This window comes from Roseivirga sp. (genome assembly GCF_049099775.1).
Lineage (GTDB): Bacteria > Bacteroidota > Bacteroidia > Cytophagales > Cyclobacteriaceae > Roseivirga.
This window is the reverse complement of sequence record NZ_JAGDZM010000004.1, coordinates 689,408-708,889: the sequence shown is the minus strand read 5'-3', so window position 1 is coordinate 708,889 and position 19,482 is coordinate 689,408. Positions and strand designations below refer to the sequence as shown.

Sequence of the window (19,482 nt, the reverse complement as noted above, 5' to 3'; positions counted from 1 at the left end):
CGAGTCATCGAAATGGGGCTTTCCAGTTTTAAGAGCATTAATCTTAATACTTAGCTGGAGTACCTGGAGGCGGAATTGAGTTTTTTATAAACTCACGAATGTCATCATTCGCGTTTTTCAAATCTTCGGCCCTTAAGTACATCATATGTCCACTGCGGTAGCCTTTAAAGCTCATTCTGTCCTTAAGTTTTCCGCTAGGATCCATGTGCCACATATTGTATTTGGCATTAAAATAAGTGGTGGCACCATCGTAATATCCACTTTGTGTCATTACATGTAGGTATGGGTTCATAGCCATAGCTTGTCTTAAGTTCTCCCCCGTATTATCACCGCTTCTATCCCATGGGTTTACAGGTCCGAACATGTTGTATTTCACGTCGGTTTTAAAGTTCAAGAAGTTTTGGAAATAGCCATTGATGGCTGGCGTAAATGAATGCAGCCAAGAGGTTAATTCTGAGTTGAAATCGGGACTCATTCCTGCATCCATTCGATCTAATCCTTTATATCGGGAATCTAAACGACCTATAGTATGGCCCTCTTCTCTAAGAAGTTCCTTCCAGAAAAACCCTGTAGGAACATCCAAATTATGTTGTCTTATGACTTTCTCATTGAGTCCAGAATATCTTGAGAAATTCCTAATCGCCTCGTTTTTTTCCGCATCTGTTGCCCAAGCTCCTTTTGCCATTACTGGTAATAATTTATCCATAGTATAGGCTTCCGCTTCTTCCAAAACATCAAGTAGGTCTTTGCTCTGCAAATCTGACGGCAAGGCTTTGTGATACCATGCAGCAGCAGTATAGTAAGGCAGTCGATTAGCCATATTCACTGGGCCATCTCTGTCGATACCCAGATCTGTGGGCGATACAAGGATTACACCATTCAAATACATCCAATTACTGTTTTGTAGTCTGTAAGCCAGTCCAGAAACACGAGTTGTACCATAGCTTTCACCGATTAAGAATTTTGGTGAATTCCATCTATTTTGACGTGTTACGAAGGTATTTATCCACTCTGATAGGTAAGCTATATCTTGGTTTACCCCAAAGAATTGAGAACGCCTAGCCTTCGGATCTACTATTCTAGAGTAACCAGTATTCACAGGATTTACAAATACGATATCGGCTACATCGAGTATAGAATGAGGGTTGTCCTTTACACCATAAGGCTGAATAGGGTAGCCCTCATCGTCAATTTTTAGAATTTTCGGCCCAGTGTATGCTAAATGCATCCACACAGAGGCTGAACCGGGTCCACCATTAAATGAAATAACCAAAGGGCGGGTGTCTTTGTCTTTCACATCTGTTCTTTCATAATAGGTGTAAAAGAGCGTTGCAATTGGGTGTCCGTCTTCAGCCCATACTGGTTGTGTCCCAACAGTAGCAGCATATGGTACTTTTTTTCCTTTAATACTCACTTCGTGATTAGTAACGACAGCCGTTTCTATGGGTATTTCTCTGATTTGGCTGAATGCTACCAAAGAATAGGTGCATAAAGTAAGGGTAAATAAGGTTTTTCTGATTTTCATAGTATCAATTGTTTAATCCTATTTGTTGCTGTATCGATTGGCTTTTTTCATACCCTTATTGAGTTTAGGTATTGCTGATTTTAGGACTGATTGCGTCTCTTTTTCGAGCTTTTCAATCATGATTTTATAATAATCGAATTGTGCCTGCTGATCGCCACTCCAAGGGCCAATCCAGCCGCTTACGCCAAAATAGACTGATCTGGTGCGGCTTAAAAGCTCATTGTATTTTCTGTTAAGCTCAACAATCGGTGCACCGGCATCCTCATTGTATTCAACCTTGTCTCGATTCAGTTTATTTAAGTGCCATTGCATTTTTTGAGCACCCAGCATGCCATCGATAACTTCTTCGTAGAGTCTTCCAATCTTAAATAAGGAAGCGGTCCAAGCCTTGCGAACATTAAAATCCACATTCATACGACTATCATCTATCACTTTGAACTGCTGCTCATAAGTCTGTCCATTCACCACTAATTTGGCAACATAAACGCCAGGAACAACTTGAGGTCCGTTTAGACCAAAACCTCTACGACCTCTACGACCGCTATTAGGGTCTACATTACCAGATTTGAAACTCTCATGCGTGAAACCCCAATAAACACGTTGAATTCCTGCTTTACGACCAGTATTTACCTTTTGGATCAAGTTACCATCTGTATCATGAATAGTAAGACTTATGTCAGATTTGGCAACTGTATCTTTCAAATAAAGATCTATCATGGCGCCTCTTCTAGGATTTTCTCCTCTGTAATACATGTCGCCTGTATGTGCGCCGCCAATGTTATAATTGATGATTTCAGCGTCAGGAATGCTAAACAAGGCAGCAGGTTGATTAACCACACTACTTAATTCCTGAATGGCATTTAGGTTATCGAGAATCCAAACTCCTCGACCGTGTGTACCCAGAACTAAGTCATTATCACGCGGATGAATCACAAGATCATTGAAAGGAAGGGTAGGCATATTGTTCTTCAACTCCACCCAATTTCTACCGCCATTTACAGAAACGAATAAACCTATTTCAGTACCTAAATAAAGAACTTCAGGGTTCTTAGGGTCTTCTCTTAAAGTTCTGGCCACTCTATTGGCAGGTAAATCACCAACTACGGATGTCCAACTTTCACCGAAATCAGTGGTCTTATAAACATAATTTGTGAAATCGTTATTTCGGTAATTATTGATGGCAATATAAGCCGTACCTGCATTGTGAGAGGATGTTTCGATTGTATTGACCCAAGTTTCTTTTGGCAACCCGGGTAAACGATCGCTTACGTTGGTCCAATCTTTACCATCATTCCATGAAATTTGTATAAGGCCATCATCAGTACCTACGTATAGCATGCCCTGCTTTTTCTTCGATTCTGCTACTGCCGTTAAAGTAGGGTAGTAAGGAATGCCATCGTCTAGAGAGTGAGTACTTGTATCGGCTCTTTGCCCCATTATGGTCAACTCTCTACGATTTACTCTTGTAGTTAAATCTCCAAGGCTTTTCCAAGTAGCACCGCCATCAGTGCTTTTCCATAATTGTTCGGTACCTGCGTAAATCGTGTTGGCATCATGGTAGGATAAGAAAAATGGACCATCCCAGTTGCCCGGTGCCATTGCATTTCCTAATTCAGGTTCTGGATTTCCAGGCCCCCAGGCTGTCCAGTTTCTTCTAGCACCAATTCTACCTTGCGGATCACCAGGTCTGATCGATTGTCGCTGACCAGTTTTCTTGTTGAGCCTTGCAAGGCCTAAGTATTGAGATTCAGTATATACAATATCTGGATTTGTATGATGAACTAAGTTTAGGAAACCGTCACCACCACCAATCTTTTTCCAATCTTCATTTAAAATGCCAGCACCACGATATGTTTGGCTAGGTCCGTACCAACTTCCGTTGTCTTGCAAACCACCGTAAACGTTGTAAGGCTTCTCCATATCTACTGCTACGCGGTAAAACTGACTAACGGGTAAATTGGTGTAAAAAAGCCATTTCTGACCTCTGTCGTAAGAAATACCAATGCCGCCATCGTCACCTTTCATTACATGACGTGAGTCTTTAGGGTTAACCCAAAATATTCTATCATCTCCATGAAGTGATTGTCTTGCAGGCCTGAATGTTCTACCACTATCACTAGAGTAGCTGTACTGATTCATCATGTAAATGCGAGATGCGTCGCTGGGATCAACTAAAGGCTGACTGGCATACATTGGCCTAGGGTTCCAGTTACTCATGAATTCCCAAGTCTCTCCTTTGTCTTTAGAGCGATAAAGTCCTGCTCTTCTTTCGTTATACGCAGTAGATGCGTTGTATTGAAATCCTTGCTCCACTGATATGTAAACAATATTTGGGTCGCTTTGAAATATAGAGATTCCAATTCTTCCATATTCGCCCTCAGGTAGCCCTGTTCTAAGCTCTTTCCAAGATTTACCACCGTCGGTAGATTTGTGAAGCCCGCTGCCTGGTCCGCCACCGTGGAAGCCAAATGGTTTTCGTCTTCTTTGGTAAGTAGCTGCGTAAACTATTTCTGGATTTTCAGGATCAATGGCTACGTCAACAACGCCTGTATCGTCGTTCACGAAAATTTGTCTTTCCCAAGTTTCACCACCATCAGTTGATTTATAAAGCCCTCTTTCATTGTTAGGCCCCCATAAATGACCCATAGCAGCTACATATACTATACTAGAATCTGTTGGGTGTAATGCGACTCTTCCAATATGGTGGGAGTCTTTCAATCCCATATTTTTCCATGTTTTTCCTCCGTTTGATGATTTATAGATGCCATCACCCCAAGAAGAACTTTGTCGGTTAGCTCTCGATCCGGAACCTGCCCAAACAATGTCGGTATGTACTTGATGAACCGCAATAGCACCCATGGAATGCGTGCTCTCATTTTCAAAAACTGGCGTCATGGTTACACCGTTATTAGTCGTCTTCCAAATACCTCCTGTGGCTGTTGCTACATAAAAGGTATAAGGGTCTTTGTTGACCACTGCTAGGTCAACAACACGTCCGCTCATGGCGGCAGGGCCTATGTTTCTTAATCTAAGGCCTTCCAGTGTTTTTGAAGTAAAATTTTGGGCAATAGCAATTGGACTAAAAATGGCTATTACAATGAGAAGTGATAGGGTTTTTCTAAACATTGTTGGTTGAATTCTTTATAGATGTCAATTTAATAATCAACACCGAGAGGATGAGGTACTTTTTTAGGAGTGGTAGTTGAATAGGTTTAATTGATTATTCGTTGCCAAGAATATGGCTAAGGCATTTTAATATGCTCTTTTTATCTTATTGAGTATTATACCGATAGAGTGTCTTATAACGGCTGTGGGAGCTGTATAGTGGTTGGCCATAATGGTAAAAATTAGCGTTTTACCCTTGTCTGTTTTAATGTATCCTGCCAAACTATGGTTATTGCTGAGCGTACCCGTTTTGGCATATACATTTGGCGTATACCAATCTTCGAGAGAGCCAGAAACACTGCCTTGAGGTAGGAGCGGTAGAATAGTTTCGATATCTAAAGAGGAGAGGAGTTGGGTCAGTTCGTTTGGTGAAAACATATTATATCTAGATAGTCCTGAGCCATCTCGCCATGTGAGTTGGTCCCGCTCTAGCTGATCATTCACCAATATGCTTCCCCGTGCCTTTAGTTGTTTAAGTGCATTTTCCGAACTTAGCGTATCATTAGTGACTCCACTAATCATTAATAGAATCTGTTCTGCGAACAAATTATCACTTGGTTGTAGCATCCATTTATAAAGGCTATCAGCTTTTACTCCTTGCAAAGTCTCAAATGCTAAAGGCCGACTAGTTTTCTGAACCGTTTTGATTGATTTTTTGGTAGCGTTGCTCAGTAGATCAATGAACAGTTTGTCGGAGTAAATGAATGGACGAACGAGCGTATCAATTTTTAAGGTGTCTTGTTGACTTATTTTTCGGTAATTGATTTTAAAATCGTTCTTAATTTCGTCTCTTTTTACTCTTGATCTATCAGAGTTCACTGTATCAAAATGATACTCCCACTCTTGACTACTAGGCTCAGTATAAAACTCCTTTTTTTCACTGTTTAGAATGAATTGAACACTATTTCCATAGATTGGAAATGATGATTTTTCTGCGCCATAGTAGGCCGAATAATCGTCCCAACCCCATCCAGGTCCAAAGCGATCATCTTCAATTGGTCTTGACCAATAGTAGAGATCCTTATCAGATTGAGATAGGAATTTAATTACCGTAGAATCTGGGTGATCGGGGTGCAGCGTGAGTGGGTAGCCTGTACTCCAGAATATGAGTGAGTCTCCTGTAATGTAATATTCTAATGCAGGTAGTTTTTCTGGTAAAAACTGTACACCAGCTTGGTAGGTAAATAGTTTAGTAGTAGAAGCTGGGGTCATATGCTTATGTGCATATTGCTCAGCAATGACTTTGTCTTTGACAGGATCGACCAGTTTGAATCCGATGAATGCGTTTTCAAATCCGGGAAGCGATTTAAGGTCCTTAAAAATCTTTCTTTTAGGATATTTCTGACCAAAAGAAGGAACAGAGATTATTAAGAATAGAACCAGTAAACAGCAGATGCTTCGCTTCATTCAGTAAAGTTAATCAGAGAACTGAAAGCTAAAAAAGGGATTGCTAAAGCAATCCCTGGGCTATCATTGAATCGGCTACTTTGATGAAACCGGCAATATTGGCTCCACTCATGTAGTCGTTGTTCGCTTTGTATGTTTGAGCCGCATGCAAACAGCTATCATGAATATTTTTCATGATTACCTGAAGCCTACGGTCTACTTCGTCGCTTGTCCAGTGCGATCCAGAGTAATTCTGAACCATTTCTAAACCTGATGTTGCTACTCCACCTGCATTAGAAGCTTTTCCTGGTGCATACATTACCCCATTACCTCTTAGTAGATTAATGGCTTCTGGCGTACAAGGCATATTCGCACCTTCTGCCACAAGCTTAACATTTCCTTTTACTAGGTTATCTGCGTCTTTCTCGTTTAACTCATTTTGAGTGGCACATGGAAATGCGCAATCAGCCGCGTGCATCCAAATTGGATTGTGGTTTAATGATCTGTCAGATTTAAAATACGTAGCAGAAGGGTACTCATCTACATATTCTGCAATTCTTCCGCGTCTTTCGTTCTTTAATTCTTTAATGAACTCAAGCTTTTCGGCACTTATACCTTCTTCATCATAGATATATCCCGATGAATCAGAAGCGGTAACAACTTTGCCACCCAGTTCGGTGATTTTCTCTATGGCATATTGGGCCACGTTTCCAGATCCCGAAACAACACAAGTTTTGCCTTCTAGTGAATCATTAATGTTTTGTAGCATGTATTGTGAGAAGTAGATTAAGCCATAGCCTGTTGCTTCCGGTCTTATTAAACTACCGCCCCATTTTACGCCTTTACCAGTAAGCACGCCTGAGAATTGATTCTCAATTTTACGGTACATTCCATACATGTATCCAATTTCTCTTCCTCCAACACCTATATCGCCGGCAGGAATGTCAATTCTGTGTCCGATATGCTTAGACAGTTCTAGCATAAAGTTTTGACAGAAACGCATCACTTCACCATCAGACTTGCCTTTGGGATCGAAGTTTGAACCTCCTTTACCGCCACCTAAAGGGAGACTAGTAAGTGCATTTTTGAATATTTGTTCGAAGCCTAAAAATTTAAGAATACTTTGGTTTACAGACGGGTGGAAACGAAGCCCACCTTTGAATGGCCCAATGGCACTATTCATTTGCACACGATAACCTCGATTTACTTGTGGTACACCATTGTCATCGACCCAAGTCACTCTAAAGCTGATGACTCTTTCCGGTTCTACCATTCTATCGAATACGCGATTTACTCGATATTCTTCATGTCTTTCAATGACAGGAAGCACACTTTCGTATACTTCATAAACAGCCTGGTGAAACTCAGTTTCTCCCTGATTGTTCTGTTTTAGTTGGTTCATAAAAGAGTCCTCCACTACTCCTTGAACCAGTCCATTATCCATTTCCATTAAAGTTTGTTATGATTAGAATTGAAGTGAAAACGTCTTTCTTCACTCCATAACTAAGATGAATGTATGAATTTTTTGCATATAAAAACCTGAACAATCTGCTCAGGTAAATTTTATTTTTTCAGTAGTTTTAGTACCATCCAAAATCATCTTTTAGTCGTAGAAAACGGCCATTTCTTCTAAAGACTTTCTTCTGTTATTTGGTACATAAACTTCTTCCGCTTCATATCCTATTGGCAGTAGTAAAAAGGCCCTTTCGTTATCCGGTCTGTCCAGTATTTTTTGTAGAAAGTTCATTGGGCTTGGTGTATGGGTAAGTGTAACTAAGCCTGCATCGTGAATGGCAGTGATTAGCATTCCTGCCGCTAGCCCCACTGATTCATTGACATAATAGTTCTGATGCTTTTTGCCTTCTGCATCGTATTCGAAAGGTCTTTTAAATACAATTATTAGGTAAGGGGCTATTTCTAGGAAAGGTTTTTTCCAATCGGTAGCCATTGGCTTTAAGTCGTCGAGCCACTCTTCACTCATACGCTTGTTATAGCTTTCGTACTCCTCCTTTTCTGCGGCTTCTCTGATTTTACTTTTAATTTCAGGATTACTGACTACACAAAATGTCCAAGGCTGTTTATGTGCTCCTGAAGGGGCTGTAGAACCAGAAAGTAGCACATTATCTATTACTTCTTTAGGAACAGGTTTGTCAGAGAATTCTCTCACTGATCTTCTAGTTTCCAACCAGTGGTAAAAATTCTTGCTACGTGCTATCATTTCTTCATGTGAATAGTGTACATGACTGTATTTCACATGTTCAAAGCCCTTAATTACTTTTATATCTTCCTTATTCTTCATAGGTGTTATTCACTGGTGAATTTAGGAAATCTTGTTTAAGAAGGGCCAAGGTGGTTTGGGCTATGCTGTCATGAGGTAGTTCAGATGACAAGATTGATCGTTTTCAAGTCTGGACAAAAAGAACCCCGGCCGCGTAACAGCCAGGGCACGATTTGGATGTATATAATCCCACAAGTGGGATATTTTTAAGACGACTTGAAATGAACAATGTTTCTCAAGTGGCCCGATAATTTCGAAAAATCATTTTAGATAATTCTTTTCTTTAGGTTTTCGATACCGCCTAGGATGTATATCACTGCTGCAAGACCTAAACTACGGTATACATACTCCATATTATTCCAGAGGCTAAAATTAGGATCGGCAACTTGACCTAAGCCGAGTATATGATAGCCATACGGATGGTAACCTGCATATTCCCAGCCATTTACTACTATCATAAATGATATGAGTCCGGCAATACCAATACCAAGGGAAACGATTAGATTCTTAAAATGCTGACTGAGCCAGAATTGGATAGATGCGTAACCCATGGTGGTTAGGAATATTTTGAAACTCAACTTAAAGAAGATACTAACATCAAAAGCTTGATCAAAACCTAAATCAGGCGTTGCAAACTGTAATATATATCCAACTAAAAGCGAAAAGACTCCAAAAAGCATAAGGCTAGAAAAAATCATGAACGCAAATACTTTCACTTTAGATAAGTACACGACTGTACGCGACAACGGCTGGGTATAAATAAGTTTCCAAGTGTTAGAGTTATACTCGATACTGTTTACAAATAGTGCTACAATCATTACAAAGAATGGGAAAAGGAAAGTCGCAGGGTCTATTGAGAATTTCAATAAGTTTTCCCACGGGTTACCACCGTCTTTCATGATTACATCTCCTCGCGAAAGGAATATAATAAGGTTAATTACAGGGATAAATGCGGGTGCCAAAACCAAGAACCATAGAATAAAAGTTCTTCGGAACTTATACAACTCGGCAGATATGCCTCTTTTTAGTGCTATTGCTGAATTCATTGGTCTAGTTTTTTAGTGATGTTCAAGAAAATTGATTCAAGGTTTTGTTCTGAAGTTTTGAGTTGGAATACCGCTATATCAGCGTCAACTAGTGATTTGTTGATTTTGGCGACTTCCTTTTTAGATTCAATCGGTATATGAATAGTGCGTCCGTTTTCTTCAGATATCGTGAAATTCATGTCTTTCAAGATTTTGGCACCTTCTTTTACCTTATCCACTTCAATAACCAATTCTATTCCAGTTCCTTGTTGTTGAAGGCCTTCAAGTTTTCCTTGGTATAAGATCTTACCTTCATCGATTATGGCTACATCTGTGGCCAATTTTTCAATTTCTGAAAGGATATGACTGGAGAGAAAAATAGTTTTCCCGTGTTCTCTATTGAGCTCTATAATCAGTTCTCTCATTTCAATGATTCCACTCGGATCAAGTCCGTTCGTGGGTTCATCAAGAATAAGTAAATCTGGATCGGTTAATAAGGCTGATGCTAAACCAAGCCTTTGGCACATTCCGAGTGAATAGTTTTTGGCCTTTTTATCGGCATTATCTACTAGTCTAACAATTTTCAGTACTTCATCGATTCGGCTTTTAGGAACGTCAACCATCTTGCGGATGACTTCCAAGTTTTGCCTTCCTGATAAATGTTTATAAATGGATGGATTTTCGATGAGGGCACCAACTTTACCCAAAATTTCAACCTTATTCTCTAACAAATCCTGTCCAAATACTTTAACCTGACCGGGCTTTGAATGAAATAAGTCTAATAATATTCTAATGGTGGTGGTTTTACCTGCTCCATTTGGGCCTAAAAACCCATAAATACTTCCTTTAGGAACATCTAGGTTGATTTGATCCAAGGCTTTGAACTCCTTAAAATAGAAGTCAAGGCCTTTGGTTTGAATAATTGATTCTGACATATTTTCTGGTATTTGGTTGGATGACGATTGAATATCAGACTTTGATAACCGAATGTTTTTTTGACTATACCAAATCATACTTTTTATAGACAAGTCAGTGATCTAAGTCTACCACTTTGATGATCTAAAAGCGCTGAAAATTGCCTTGTTGGAATTTACATTTCTAAACCACTACTTTTATTTAATGCAAACCGCTAAAAATTGGTTGGAAAAGAACTACCGAATAGTAGTGATCAGCTTTATACACGTGCTGGCTTGGGTGCTTTATTTAGGTTTTTATGCAACGGCATTCATTCAAAGAGGTGATAATCTAGATTATAGAATCATCTTTGTTTTATCTGTTATTCTTACGGATGTTCCAGTTTTCTACTATTCTTATTTAAGCACTATCCCTAAGCTGTTAGTAGGTCAAAAAGTGTGGAAATTTCTATTGATTACGCTTGCTATTCTGATACTTTATCCGCTGTCACGGTATGGTATAGATTTACTTTTTATAAAATATTATGATGGAGAATTAGCCCCTCTCACAATTATTTCTACTTCACAGTTTACTACTGTTTTTGGTGTCAGGGCGCTCGCGGCTTTATTTGTAATCGCCATGGCTGGCATTGGAAAATTTACGTTTGATTGGTTTGAAAATGCACGTATTAGGAGAGAACTTGAAAATCAGAACCTATTATCTGAACTAGCATTCCTCAAGTCTCAAATCAATCCGCATTTCTTGTTCAACACACTGAATAATATTCATACGCTAGCTTATAAAAAAGCCGAGGGTGCTCCAGAGGCTATTATGAAACTATCAGAACTTATGCGGTATATGATTTATGAATCTGATATGTCTTTTGTCCCATTATCTAAAGAAATACAGCACCTGAAAAGCTTTATCGACCTTCAAGAATTACGTTTTAAACAAAAAGGAATTGTCAATTTGGAAGTGACAGGAGATGTAAAGCAGCGTGAAATAGCGCCATTACTCTTGTTGCCATTTATTGAAAACGCCTTTAAACATGGGTATGATCTGAATAAGGAAGGTGCCATTAAGGCTACACTTCATATTGGAGATGAGATAGCATATGAAGTGGAAAATCTAATTCCAAGTACCGATACTTTGCTTCAGAAAGACGTGGTAGGCGGTATTGGTTTGGAGAATGTCAGGAGAAGACTGGAGTTGATCTATCCCAAAAGTCACACCTTTTTGGTAAATGAATCGTCTAATAGTTTTACTGTCCGACTAACGCTTAAAACTCATGAATAAAATCTCTTGTATAATCGTTGACGATGAGCCGTTGGCCATAGAAATACTAGAAGAATACGTTAAAAAAGTGTCTTGGTTAGAGCTTAAGGCTTCTTTTGATTCAGGGCTTGAGGCTATTGATTATTTGAATAGAGAGCCTGTAGACCTAATGTTCTTAGATATTCAAATGCCGGATCTTTCGGGAATTCAGGTAGCAGAATTGACTAAGGATAAATGTGATATCATTTTCACGACTGCCTATAACGAATATGCTGTAGAGGGATTTGAACTTGCGGCGAAGGACTATTTACTTAAACCTATTTCCTTTGAACGATTCCTCAAATCAGTACAACGATTACAGGTTAGTGTGGAAGAAAAACCAAATGTTCAGCAAGACTATATTTTTGTAAAAGTAGAGTACCGTGTAAAAAAGATTCGTTTGTCGGATATTCTATACATCGAGGGTATGAAAGACTACTTAAGAATTGTAATGAACGACGAAAAAGTAATGACACTTCAAAGCTTCTCTAAATTAATACCAGTCTTACCAAAAGATCGGTTTATACGAGTTCATAAATCTTTTCTAATTTCTTTAGAGGCTATTGAAAGTGTAGAGAAGGGTAAGATCAGGATTAAAGATCAGTTAATACCCATTAGCGATACTTATAAAGACGATTTCAGTGCAATTTTAAAGAAGAAAACGGTTTAAAAAGCCAGTTTGTCTAGGTTTGAGGCCACACAAGAAAGTGTAAAACGATAATCATTTTTTTTCATTCTATTCTTCAACTATAGTTGCTGAGGAACGTTTATTGAGGGAGACTAGAAATTCTGGATAATGACGAATTATATCAGAAAAGGATAACTTTTTACCGTACATAGATGTTAAGGTGGCATGGAACAAGCAACGGCTACAAAAAAGTCAAAATCGAAGGTAGATCCAGCTAAAAAAATTAAGGCAGGATACATTAACTATGTATTAGAACATGGCTCAAAACCGGCTTCTATTTTCAAGTTTGTAAAGGAGTTAAAGATCAAGGAGTCATCTTTTTACGATGAATTTAATTCCTTCGAAAATATTGAAAGAGCAATTTGGGAAGATCTTTTTAACGAAACTGCGGCTACCATTAAAGCCGAAAGTGTCTACGATGAATATTCTTCAAGAGAAAAGCTTTTAGCATTCTTCTACACATGGATTGAGGTTTTAAAAACAAATAGGAGTTTCATTTTACAATCAGTTCCGCAAAAAATGAAACCTGAATTCACCCCTTATTTTTTATCAGGAGTGAAAGATGGTTTTAAGTCGTGGATAGCAGAAGTTTTATTGGAGGCTAAGGAAACCGAAGAAGTAACGGTCAGGCCAATAATTAGCGATCGATATGATGATGCTATATGGTTGCAGTTTCTTTTTATTCTTGGTTTTTGGGTGAAAGACGATAGTAAGGGGTTTGAAAAAACCGATGCAGCTATCGAAAAGTCTGTAAACCTGGCATTCGACCTTATGGGTAGAGGCCCATTAGATGCCATGGTTGATTTCGGAAAATTCCTTTTTCAGAATAGATAATAGTACCAACAAATCTTGTCAATAATTCAAAGCGTGAGGAAATGAAGGAGCAGAGCAAAATACCAACTTCCAAAGTTCAGAGAGCAGCAAAGTTCGTATCGACTGGTGCAAAAGTAGGAGGGAATTATGTGAAGCATTATGCCAAAAAAATGGTAAATCCTTCTTTGACAAAAGAGGGATTACATGAGGATAATGCTCGAGATATCTATAACTCGCTAAGTGAGTTGAAAGGTAGTGCTTTAAAAGTAGCGCAAATGATGAGCATGGATAAGAACATGCTACCTACGGCGTATCAGGATAAGTTTTCAATGGCGCAGTACAGCGCACCACCGCTTTCGTTTCCGCTGGTGATTAAAACTTTTCAACAATACTTGAAGAAGTCACCGAGTGCTATTTTCGAAACGTTTACTAAAAACGCTGTAAATGCCGCTTCAATAGGCCAAGTACATAAGGCGACAAAAGATGGAAAGTCTTATGCTGTTAAAATACAGTATCCTGGGGTTGCTGATAGCGTTAAATCCGATCTGAAATTGGTAAGGCCATTTGCAGTAAGGTTAATGAATCTGAATGAAAAGGATTTAGATCATTACATGGAAGAAGTAGAGACAAAACTTATTGAAGAAACTGATTACCACCTGGAAGTGGAAAGGTCGATTGAGATTTCAAAGGCCTGCAGTCATATAGAAAATTTAGCATTCCCAGAATACTATCCAGAATTATCAGCCGATCGTATCATTACGATGGACTGGATGGATGGGAAGGTGATGAAAGAATTTATTCAGTCTAATCCAGATCAAGAAACTAGAAATAGGGTTGGGCAGGCACTTTGGGATTTTTACGATTATCAGATTCATTCCTTAAGACAAGTACACGCTGATCCTCACCCAGGTAATTTTATCGTTAGTCCTGATGGTGTTTTGGGTGTTATTGACTTTGGATGTGTAAAGGTGATTCCCGATACTTTTTACGAACCATATTTTAGATTAATTAGACGAGATATGCTTGAAGCGGATTCTGATCTAGAAGAAGTATTCATGCAACTTCAGTTTATTTATGAAACAGATACTAGAGAGGATAAAGCTTATTTTTCTTCTGTAATTAAAGATATGATGGGGCTACTTGGTCAGCCTTTCCACCAACACGAATTTGATTTTGGAGAAGATGCTTACTTCCAAAAAATATTTCAAATGGGGGAAGTAATTTCTGAATCGAAGAAATTTAGAGAATCAGAAAAAGCGCGCGGCGCTAGAGATGGGTTATACATCAACCGCACGTACTTTGGTTTGTATAGTATTCTTAATGAGTTGAAGGCTAAAGTGGTAACCACTAAACCTGAGTGGGCAGCGAAAGTAGCTGTTTAATAACTCATGGATAATTCGTAGGGAAGCGTCATTTGAGCTACGCTTACAGACTTAATGACCATTTTTGAATTGTTGAAGATTGTTTCTATCGAACCGTCAAAATCAGTAGGATTCTTTAATACTTTGATTAAACTTCCGGCCTCGTCATACACTTCAAACTGAATAAGACCTTGCTTAGTGACCTCTTTCATGTCATTGAATAATTCTACTCTATTCTTTTGAATATTTCGCTTTACAAAACCGAAAATATTCTCAGACATGTTGTTTGGAGCTATTTCTGCATTCATAGCGCAAGCAGCAAACAAGAGTAGAGCAAATAAATATGTGAAAACTCTTTTCATCATTTTAATTGATACGTGATAAACTTTGAATACCCTACTTTTTTCCGAAAAGAAAAAGAGGAACAACTTATATGCTATCGGTAGTGCGAATAATGCCGTTGGTCGAATAAGTTTGGAGCACGGAGAGGTATGTGCTAAACTTAATTATGATATAAATATAACAATATTGAGGATATGAAGTATACGATTCCTAAAATTTTTATTGTCTTACTAATATTGATTATCGCTGGATGTGACTCATTGAATAATTCTTCAAAGGAGGATTGGGTGTTAGTTTATCGGCATGATAGTGAAGAGAAAGCGATTTTTGGAGATAAAGAAAGGCTAATTGATGCCGTAAGAAAAGGACTGCCCATAAGAGTTGGTTTTGGAGGTAGGAGCAGTGCAGATTCTACAAGGTCTGTTGAACATATCACCGAGGCAAAGTTTCTAACAATCCTAGATGGTAAAGAAGTATTCGCTCAAATTGATCCGATAATAGGCCAACAGCCGATACGGTTTAAGGATGGTATAATATTAAGATTTAGGGATGCTAATCAATGGGTGAAAATTGCTGGCACTAACGGTTATTCAACTGGTTTAATGACAGATTATTTAAATGATAGCATTGTAAGCCCATCAAAGGATAATTGGAGAGGTGCCAGCTGGTTTGTTTATCAGGTTAGTGAAACGCAAGAACAAGTTGCACCGTTATACGATAAGTAAACAAGCAAAGTGGTTATGCGTAAATTAAAGATTAAAAGGCTTTTGGCTTGGTTTATTGGGAGTTTACTATTTCTGGTTTTAACACTTATAATTTTACTCACCGTACCTTCAATTTTATATGCCAATCATACATCCTTTGGTAGTATAACTGTTTATCATCAAAAAGAGATTCCGTCTCATTTTGCTACGTCCATTGAGGAAGCTATTTCAACCGTAAAAGTGTCTCCACTTTATCAGTCTGACTTACGTATAAATGTTTGTTTAAATGATGGTTCCAAGTACCCTTCAATAGTGAAAACGATCCTAGGAGATGATGTTTTTACAGCTTTTGCTAACAATGTGGTACTCATTGCAACCGATATTGGGGAGGGTAAACTTTCGCACTGGGGGCAAACACTGTCCTATACTCAGTTTTTAAGCCACGGACTTTTACATAATTATCAATTCGATCATCATGGGTTATTCGGAGCAAATCCTTTAGGAGGCCATCCGAACTGGAAATGGGAGGGATACGTAGAATATGAACTTATCAGTAAGAACAAGACTTATCAGACACTTTTAAAAAAGTATAATAACGCTGGAGGCGAATTTGATTGGGTAGGCTTGAACCAAGGAAAGTCAACAATTAAAAGACATCTGCAATATGCCATTGCAGTGAAATACTGCTTGGAAGAAAAGAAGTGGGGTTATGATCAGTTGATGGATACTGATATTTCATTGGAAAGTATTGAAGCTGAACTGGCACTAAAAATTGAACTTCAGGAAGAGTAAGAAATCTTTACCGCAGATATTTTTTCGTTGGTCAATCTTTCATTCGGTAAAACCTCAAAACCATTCTTTAAATAAAAAGCCAGAGGTGACTTATAAGTCATGCCGCCATTTTTAATATAGTTATCGCCATCTATCACCCAACCTACTAATCTTTCAGCGTCCTTTTTGATGGTTGTTAATAAATGACTTCCAATACCATGACCTTGAACCTGATGGTTGACGATGATGGCAAACCAGCGCTCTCTATCTCGATCAAAGGTGAATGCCCAAGCGCAGATGGTTTTGGCTTTATTCCTAACGAGATAATGAATTGGATTAGAAAGGTCTTTGAGGTATTGCTTGAAATGATCGATTTCCTTAAAGGAGAGTTGTTTTGGATATTCTTGATTCCATAAGCCCATGATCACGGTTAGCTCAGTTTCGTTTAGCGAAGTATTACGACTAACCTTTATTTCAGTCATTTTTGCCGATCGTTTATCTCAATCCAATATCCATTAGGGTCTTGAAGATAAATCTGACGAACCCCATCTTGTCTAATCGTAACGCCTTCTTTTTCCCCTTCCCAACTTTCAAAAGAAATTTTCTGGTCCTTGAGGTTTTGAATGAATGGGCTCAAAGCCGTAACGGCAAAACTAAAATGCACAGACTTGGTTAAAGTTATTTTGGACAAATCCCCTTCAATGAGATGCAATTGTCCACCGTTGTCGTTTTCCAACCAATCGATTAAGGGGTTACCAGTAGGATCTTCTATGTTTTTAAAACCTAATGCGGTGGTATAGAATTGCTTTGTAGCCTCTAAGTTCTTAACCACTATGGCCATATGGTCAAACGAAGTTTGGGCCAAGCATGAAGTGGATATAAGAAATAGGAAAATATTAATTGTTGTCCGAAGCATTACGTTTCTGTTTATAGGCGCTAATTCCTATTGAAATTAACGAAAAGGCAAAAAACACCATGAGTCCAAAATAAAGCCATCGATTGATGTCAATCGAAATGAATTCATAGCTTTCTTTCTCCGAGTCTACTAACGCATCAATAGCCTTAATGGCATATACGATTCCTGAGAAAATTAATAGGCCTATTACCCAGTTCTTTTTTGTCTTTAGATCACTCATATTTCTTGGTCATTAAACGTTGTACTTCAGAATTCGAAAATATTATTCATTTTCCTTTGTGCCGCTGATCACTGGAATTCTAAAATTAGCCAAAACGGCATCTTTGTGTTCAGAAAGGATGATTTTGGCGATTTTTTCTACAATTTCTGGATTGTCATTAGAGATGTCTATCAGTTCCTCAGGGTCATTGGCCAAATCATAAAGTTCTATTTGTAAGTTTCCTTCAAACATGTTTTTCCTGATGCCCTTATAGTTGCCCATGCGTACAGCTTGTTGCCCTTTATACTCTGGAAATTCCCAATAAAGATGGTCATGCGGCGATTGTGTTTTGCCCATTAAAGCAGGTAAAAAGCTTTTGCCATCAATTGTACTGGAAATTTGACCGCCACCAATATTTACAAGAGTCGGCATGATATCGTAAAATGCACTAATATGGTCGCTAGACGAACCTGGCGAGATTTTCCCCGGCCACGATGCAATGAGCGGTACGCGTATGCCGCCTTCGTAAGTAAAACCCTTGGTTCTACCATAATCATTTGAAAAAGGTCCAGCACTTTTAAAGTAATCCGCGTCTACGCCTCCGGCATAAGTTGGGCCGTTGTCACTTGTAAACATAATAATAGTGTTTTCATAAATTCCTTCTTCCTTTAAAAGGGTAATCAGTTCACCGATTTGGTCGTCTAAATAATTGATCATGCCAGCATAAGCAGCTTTTGGGTACTGGTGAGGAAAATATCCTTGCTGGCCTAAGTATGGTGTTTCGTCTCCAATAATATTTCTGTATTTCGACACGTATTCTTCTGGCACTTGAAGGGGTACATGTGGTATAGGGGTGGCATAGTAGAGTAAGAAAGGATCGTTGGCGTTCCGGTTTTTAATAAAGCTCAATGCACTCTTTTGCATTTTTTCTGGTGCATAATCAGTCTGATCATAATCAGCATATGAGTTACTATTATCTGGGTCGGCATCTTTGGCTAGCTTGGTTCCTGGTGGAATGGTATCATTACTTAGCGCAACTTTATGGTCATTCTCCCACAAGTGTGCAGGGTAGAGGTTGTGAGCCTGTCTTTGGCAATTATATCCATAGAAATAGTCGAATCCTTGCTGGTTAGGTTCGCCTTCAGTAAAGGGTGCGCCTAATCCCCATTTGCCAATGACGGCAGTTTGGTAGCCCGCGTTTTTCATCACTTCACTCAATAGTAAAGTACTATCAGGAATCGGTCGTTGCCCTTCCAAGCCGGGATTCTTTGTGGCCTCTTTATAATTCCAAACCTTGCCTCTTTCTGCCCACTCATCATTTCCTCTAATAAATGAGTGCCCTGTATGCAATCCTGTAAGTAATACATAGCGAGATGGTGCACAAACTGGAGAGCCAGCATAAAATTGAGTGAATTTCATCCCATTATCCGCCAGTTTATCAAGATTTGGCGTTTGAATAATTTTTTGCCCATAAGAACCTAACTCGCCATAACCCAAATCATCCGCAACTATTAGAATAATGTTCGGTTTAGTCTCTTCTGTCGGCTGGCAGCTATAAAAGATGATCAAACTTACGATTAGGGATAGCTTTGTGAGTCGAGACATAAAAAATGGTTTCTTCAATTTAAGAAAAAGGGAAAGATTAAGGAATTTCTAATTACAATTGCTTCATCTTTTAAATGGTCTTAGTAAAGCCAATCACCTGATATAAGGCCAAAATACCAAACCACCTATAACAGCAGAACTAATTGCAGCGATCAGCACAGCCCCAGCGGCTATATCTTTTATACTTCCTGCCTTTGGATTAAAATTCGGTTCTTTTAGGTCAACCAATTTTTCGATAGCCGTATTCAATAATTCTGTAATAAATACGAGGCTAATCGCTAAAACAATCAAAGACCAATCAGTGTTTGATATATTGAAATAAAAACCGCCTAAAATAACGATCAGTGCAGCAAAAAGGTGAATTCTGAAATTATGTTCTTGCCAAATAGTGGAGCGAATACCTCGCCAAGCATACCGAAAACTATTAATTCTATCCCTTAAGCTAAATCGTTTCATTTCCACTAAAATTAACGAATTGATATTACTTGGTTTCTAT

Annotated in this window: 19 protein-coding genes; 6 read left to right on the top strand and 13 right to left on the bottom strand. The window is 38.7% G+C overall.

The features are described from left to right. Positions 1-43: 43 nt before the first annotated feature. From JXQ92_RS07610 to JXQ92_RS07580, 7 genes are all read right to left on the bottom strand, one after another. On the bottom strand, positions 44-1,525 hold the full coding sequence (locus JXQ92_RS07610) for a S10 family peptidase (RefSeq protein WP_421986007.1): 1,482 nt from the start codon (positions 1,523-1,525) through the stop codon (positions 44-46). Between the two features lie 18 nt (positions 1,526-1,543). Further along, entirely contained in the window at positions 1,544-4,651 is a 3,108-nt protein-coding gene (locus JXQ92_RS07605; RefSeq protein WP_421986006.1) for a WD40/YVTN/BNR-like repeat-containing protein, read from the bottom strand. 126 nt (positions 4,652-4,777) lie between these two features. Beyond that, positions 4,778-6,097 (bottom strand): D-alanyl-D-alanine carboxypeptidase, encoded by a 1,320-nt coding sequence (locus JXQ92_RS07600; protein WP_421986005.1) that lies wholly within the window; start codon positions 6,095-6,097, stop codon positions 4,778-4,780. 43 nt (positions 6,098-6,140) lie between these two features. Then, entirely contained in the window at positions 6,141-7,520 is a 1,380-nt protein-coding gene (gene gdhA, locus JXQ92_RS07595) for an NADP-specific glutamate dehydrogenase (RefSeq protein ID WP_421986004.1), read from the bottom strand. A 159-nt stretch (positions 7,521-7,679) separates the two neighbouring features. Then, positions 7,680-8,375 carry a nitroreductase family protein gene (locus JXQ92_RS07590; RefSeq protein ID WP_421986003.1) on the bottom strand — a complete coding sequence of 232 codons (696 nt, stop codon included), beginning with the start codon at positions 8,373-8,375 and terminating at the stop codon, positions 7,680-7,682. Positions 8,376-8,620: 245 nt separating this feature from the next. Beyond that, entirely contained in the window at positions 8,621-9,400 is a 780-nt protein-coding gene (locus tag JXQ92_RS07585) for an ABC transporter permease (protein ID WP_421986002.1), read from the bottom strand. Then, entirely contained in the window at positions 9,397-10,314 is a 918-nt protein-coding gene (locus tag JXQ92_RS07580) for an ABC transporter ATP-binding protein (protein ID WP_421986001.1), read from the bottom strand. The genes JXQ92_RS07585 and JXQ92_RS07580 overlap by 4 nt, the downstream gene beginning before the upstream one ends. 184 nt (positions 10,315-10,498) lie before the next feature. On the opposite strand from JXQ92_RS07580, the gene JXQ92_RS07575 reads away from it, so the two are divergent. The 4 genes from JXQ92_RS07575 to JXQ92_RS07560 all read left to right on the top strand — a co-directional run bounded on the left by JXQ92_RS07575 (position 10,499) and on the right by JXQ92_RS07560 (position 14,470). Next, positions 10,499-11,569: a sensor histidine kinase gene (locus JXQ92_RS07575; RefSeq protein ID WP_421986000.1), complete on the top strand. Its 1,071-nt coding sequence runs from the start codon at positions 10,499-10,501 to the stop codon at positions 11,567-11,569. Beyond that, positions 11,562-12,257: a LytR/AlgR family response regulator transcription factor gene (locus JXQ92_RS07570; RefSeq protein WP_421985999.1), complete on the top strand. Its 696-nt coding sequence runs from the start codon at positions 11,562-11,564 to the stop codon at positions 12,255-12,257. The genes JXQ92_RS07575 and JXQ92_RS07570 overlap by 8 nt, the downstream gene beginning before the upstream one ends. A 183-nt stretch (positions 12,258-12,440) precedes the next feature. After that, entirely contained in the window at positions 12,441-13,109 is a 669-nt protein-coding gene (locus tag JXQ92_RS07565; RefSeq protein WP_421985998.1) for a TetR/AcrR family transcriptional regulator, read from the top strand. A gap of 41 nt (positions 13,110-13,150) precedes the next feature. Beyond that, the gene (locus JXQ92_RS07560; protein ID WP_421985997.1) at positions 13,151-14,470 is read left to right on the top strand and encodes an ABC1 kinase family protein; all 1,320 of its coding nucleotides are present in this window, start codon (positions 13,151-13,153) and stop codon (positions 14,468-14,470) included. On the opposite strand, the gene JXQ92_RS07555 is transcribed toward JXQ92_RS07560, so the two are convergent. After that, positions 14,467-14,811, bottom strand: coding sequence for a hypothetical protein (locus tag JXQ92_RS07555; protein ID WP_421985996.1), 345 nt, complete (start codon positions 14,809-14,811; stop codon positions 14,467-14,469). The two genes, JXQ92_RS07560 and JXQ92_RS07555, sit on opposite strands and share 4 nt — an antisense overlap. Positions 14,812-14,985: 174 nt before the next feature. Between JXQ92_RS07555 and JXQ92_RS07550 the strand changes: the two genes are divergently transcribed. Next, on the top strand, positions 14,986-15,516 hold the full coding sequence (locus JXQ92_RS07550; RefSeq protein ID WP_421985995.1) for a hypothetical protein: 531 nt from the start codon (positions 14,986-14,988) through the stop codon (positions 15,514-15,516). A gap of 15 nt (positions 15,517-15,531) precedes the next feature. Beyond that, positions 15,532-16,287: a hypothetical protein gene (locus tag JXQ92_RS07545; protein WP_421985994.1), complete on the top strand. Its 756-nt coding sequence runs from the start codon at positions 15,532-15,534 to the stop codon at positions 16,285-16,287. Here the strand turns inward: JXQ92_RS07545 and JXQ92_RS07540 are convergent. From JXQ92_RS07540 to JXQ92_RS07520, 5 genes are all read right to left on the bottom strand, one after another. Further along, positions 16,275-16,748 carry a GNAT family N-acetyltransferase gene (locus JXQ92_RS07540; RefSeq protein WP_421985993.1) on the bottom strand — a complete coding sequence of 158 codons (474 nt, stop codon included), beginning with the start codon at positions 16,746-16,748 and terminating at the stop codon, positions 16,275-16,277. The genes JXQ92_RS07545 and JXQ92_RS07540 overlap by 13 nt on opposite strands. Further along, positions 16,745-17,182 carry a VOC family protein gene (locus JXQ92_RS07535; RefSeq protein WP_421985992.1) on the bottom strand — a complete coding sequence of 146 codons (438 nt, stop codon included), beginning with the start codon at positions 17,180-17,182 and terminating at the stop codon, positions 16,745-16,747. Before JXQ92_RS07535 ends, JXQ92_RS07540 begins: the two co-directional genes overlap by 4 nt. Then, entirely contained in the window at positions 17,163-17,402 is a 240-nt protein-coding gene (locus JXQ92_RS07530) for a hypothetical protein (RefSeq protein ID WP_421985991.1), read from the bottom strand. The genes JXQ92_RS07535 and JXQ92_RS07530 overlap by 20 nt, the downstream gene beginning before the upstream one ends. A 42-nt stretch (positions 17,403-17,444) precedes the next feature. Then, complete coding sequence (locus JXQ92_RS07525) at positions 17,445-18,986, bottom strand: arylsulfatase (RefSeq protein ID WP_421985990.1); 1,542 nt, start codon at positions 18,984-18,986, stop codon at positions 17,445-17,447. Positions 18,987-19,079: 93 nt separating this feature from the next. Then, entirely contained in the window at positions 19,080-19,442 is a 363-nt protein-coding gene (locus JXQ92_RS07520; RefSeq protein WP_421985989.1) for a diacylglycerol kinase family protein, read from the bottom strand. Positions 19,443-19,482 lie beyond the last annotated feature (40 nt).

What these genes read in the sequence shown, in the direction of transcription:
- JXQ92_RS07610 (WP_421986007.1), bottom strand. Translation starts at nt 1,525, where the DNA reads ATGAAAATCAGAAAAACCTTATTTACCCTTACTTTATGCACCTATTCT.
- JXQ92_RS07605 (WP_421986006.1), bottom strand. Translation starts at nt 4,651, where the DNA reads ATGTTTAGAAAAACCCTATCACTTCTCATTGTAATAGCCATTTTTAGT.
- JXQ92_RS07600 (WP_421986005.1), bottom strand. Translation starts at nt 6,097, where the DNA reads ATGAAGCGAAGCATCTGCTGTTTACTGGTTCTATTCTTAATAATCTCT.
- gdhA (WP_421986004.1), bottom strand. Translation starts at nt 7,520, where the DNA reads ATGGATAATGGACTGGTTCAAGGAGTAGTGGAGGACTCTTTTATGAAC.
- JXQ92_RS07590 (WP_421986003.1), bottom strand. Translation starts at nt 8,375, where the DNA reads ATGAAGAATAAGGAAGATATAAAAGTAATTAAGGGCTTTGAACATGTG.
- JXQ92_RS07585 (WP_421986002.1), bottom strand. Translation starts at nt 9,400, where the DNA reads ATGAATTCAGCAATAGCACTAAAAAGAGGCATATCTGCCGAGTTGTAT.
- JXQ92_RS07580 (WP_421986001.1), bottom strand. Translation starts at nt 10,314, where the DNA reads ATGTCAGAATCAATTATTCAAACCAAAGGCCTTGACTTCTATTTTAAG.
- JXQ92_RS07575 (WP_421986000.1), top strand. Translation starts at nt 10,499, where the DNA reads ATGCAAACCGCTAAAAATTGGTTGGAAAAGAACTACCGAATAGTAGTG.
- JXQ92_RS07570 (WP_421985999.1), top strand. Translation starts at nt 11,562, where the DNA reads ATGAATAAAATCTCTTGTATAATCGTTGACGATGAGCCGTTGGCCATA.
- JXQ92_RS07565 (WP_421985998.1), top strand. Translation starts at nt 12,441, where the DNA reads ATGGAACAAGCAACGGCTACAAAAAAGTCAAAATCGAAGGTAGATCCA.
- JXQ92_RS07560 (WP_421985997.1), top strand. Translation starts at nt 13,151, where the DNA reads ATGAAGGAGCAGAGCAAAATACCAACTTCCAAAGTTCAGAGAGCAGCA.
- JXQ92_RS07555 (WP_421985996.1), bottom strand. Translation starts at nt 14,811, where the DNA reads ATGAAAAGAGTTTTCACATATTTATTTGCTCTACTCTTGTTTGCTGCT.
- JXQ92_RS07550 (WP_421985995.1), top strand. Translation starts at nt 14,986, where the DNA reads ATGAAGTATACGATTCCTAAAATTTTTATTGTCTTACTAATATTGATT.
- JXQ92_RS07545 (WP_421985994.1), top strand. Translation starts at nt 15,532, where the DNA reads ATGCGTAAATTAAAGATTAAAAGGCTTTTGGCTTGGTTTATTGGGAGT.
- JXQ92_RS07540 (WP_421985993.1), bottom strand. Translation starts at nt 16,748, where the DNA reads ATGACTGAAATAAAGGTTAGTCGTAATACTTCGCTAAACGAAACTGAG.
- JXQ92_RS07535 (WP_421985992.1), bottom strand. Translation starts at nt 17,182, where the DNA reads ATGCTTCGGACAACAATTAATATTTTCCTATTTCTTATATCCACTTCA.
- JXQ92_RS07530 (WP_421985991.1), bottom strand. Translation starts at nt 17,402, where the DNA reads ATGAGTGATCTAAAGACAAAAAAGAACTGGGTAATAGGCCTATTAATT.
- JXQ92_RS07525 (WP_421985990.1), bottom strand. Translation starts at nt 18,986, where the DNA reads ATGTCTCGACTCACAAAGCTATCCCTAATCGTAAGTTTGATCATCTTT.
- JXQ92_RS07520 (WP_421985989.1), bottom strand. Translation starts at nt 19,442, where the DNA reads ATGAAACGATTTAGCTTAAGGGATAGAATTAATAGTTTTCGGTATGCT.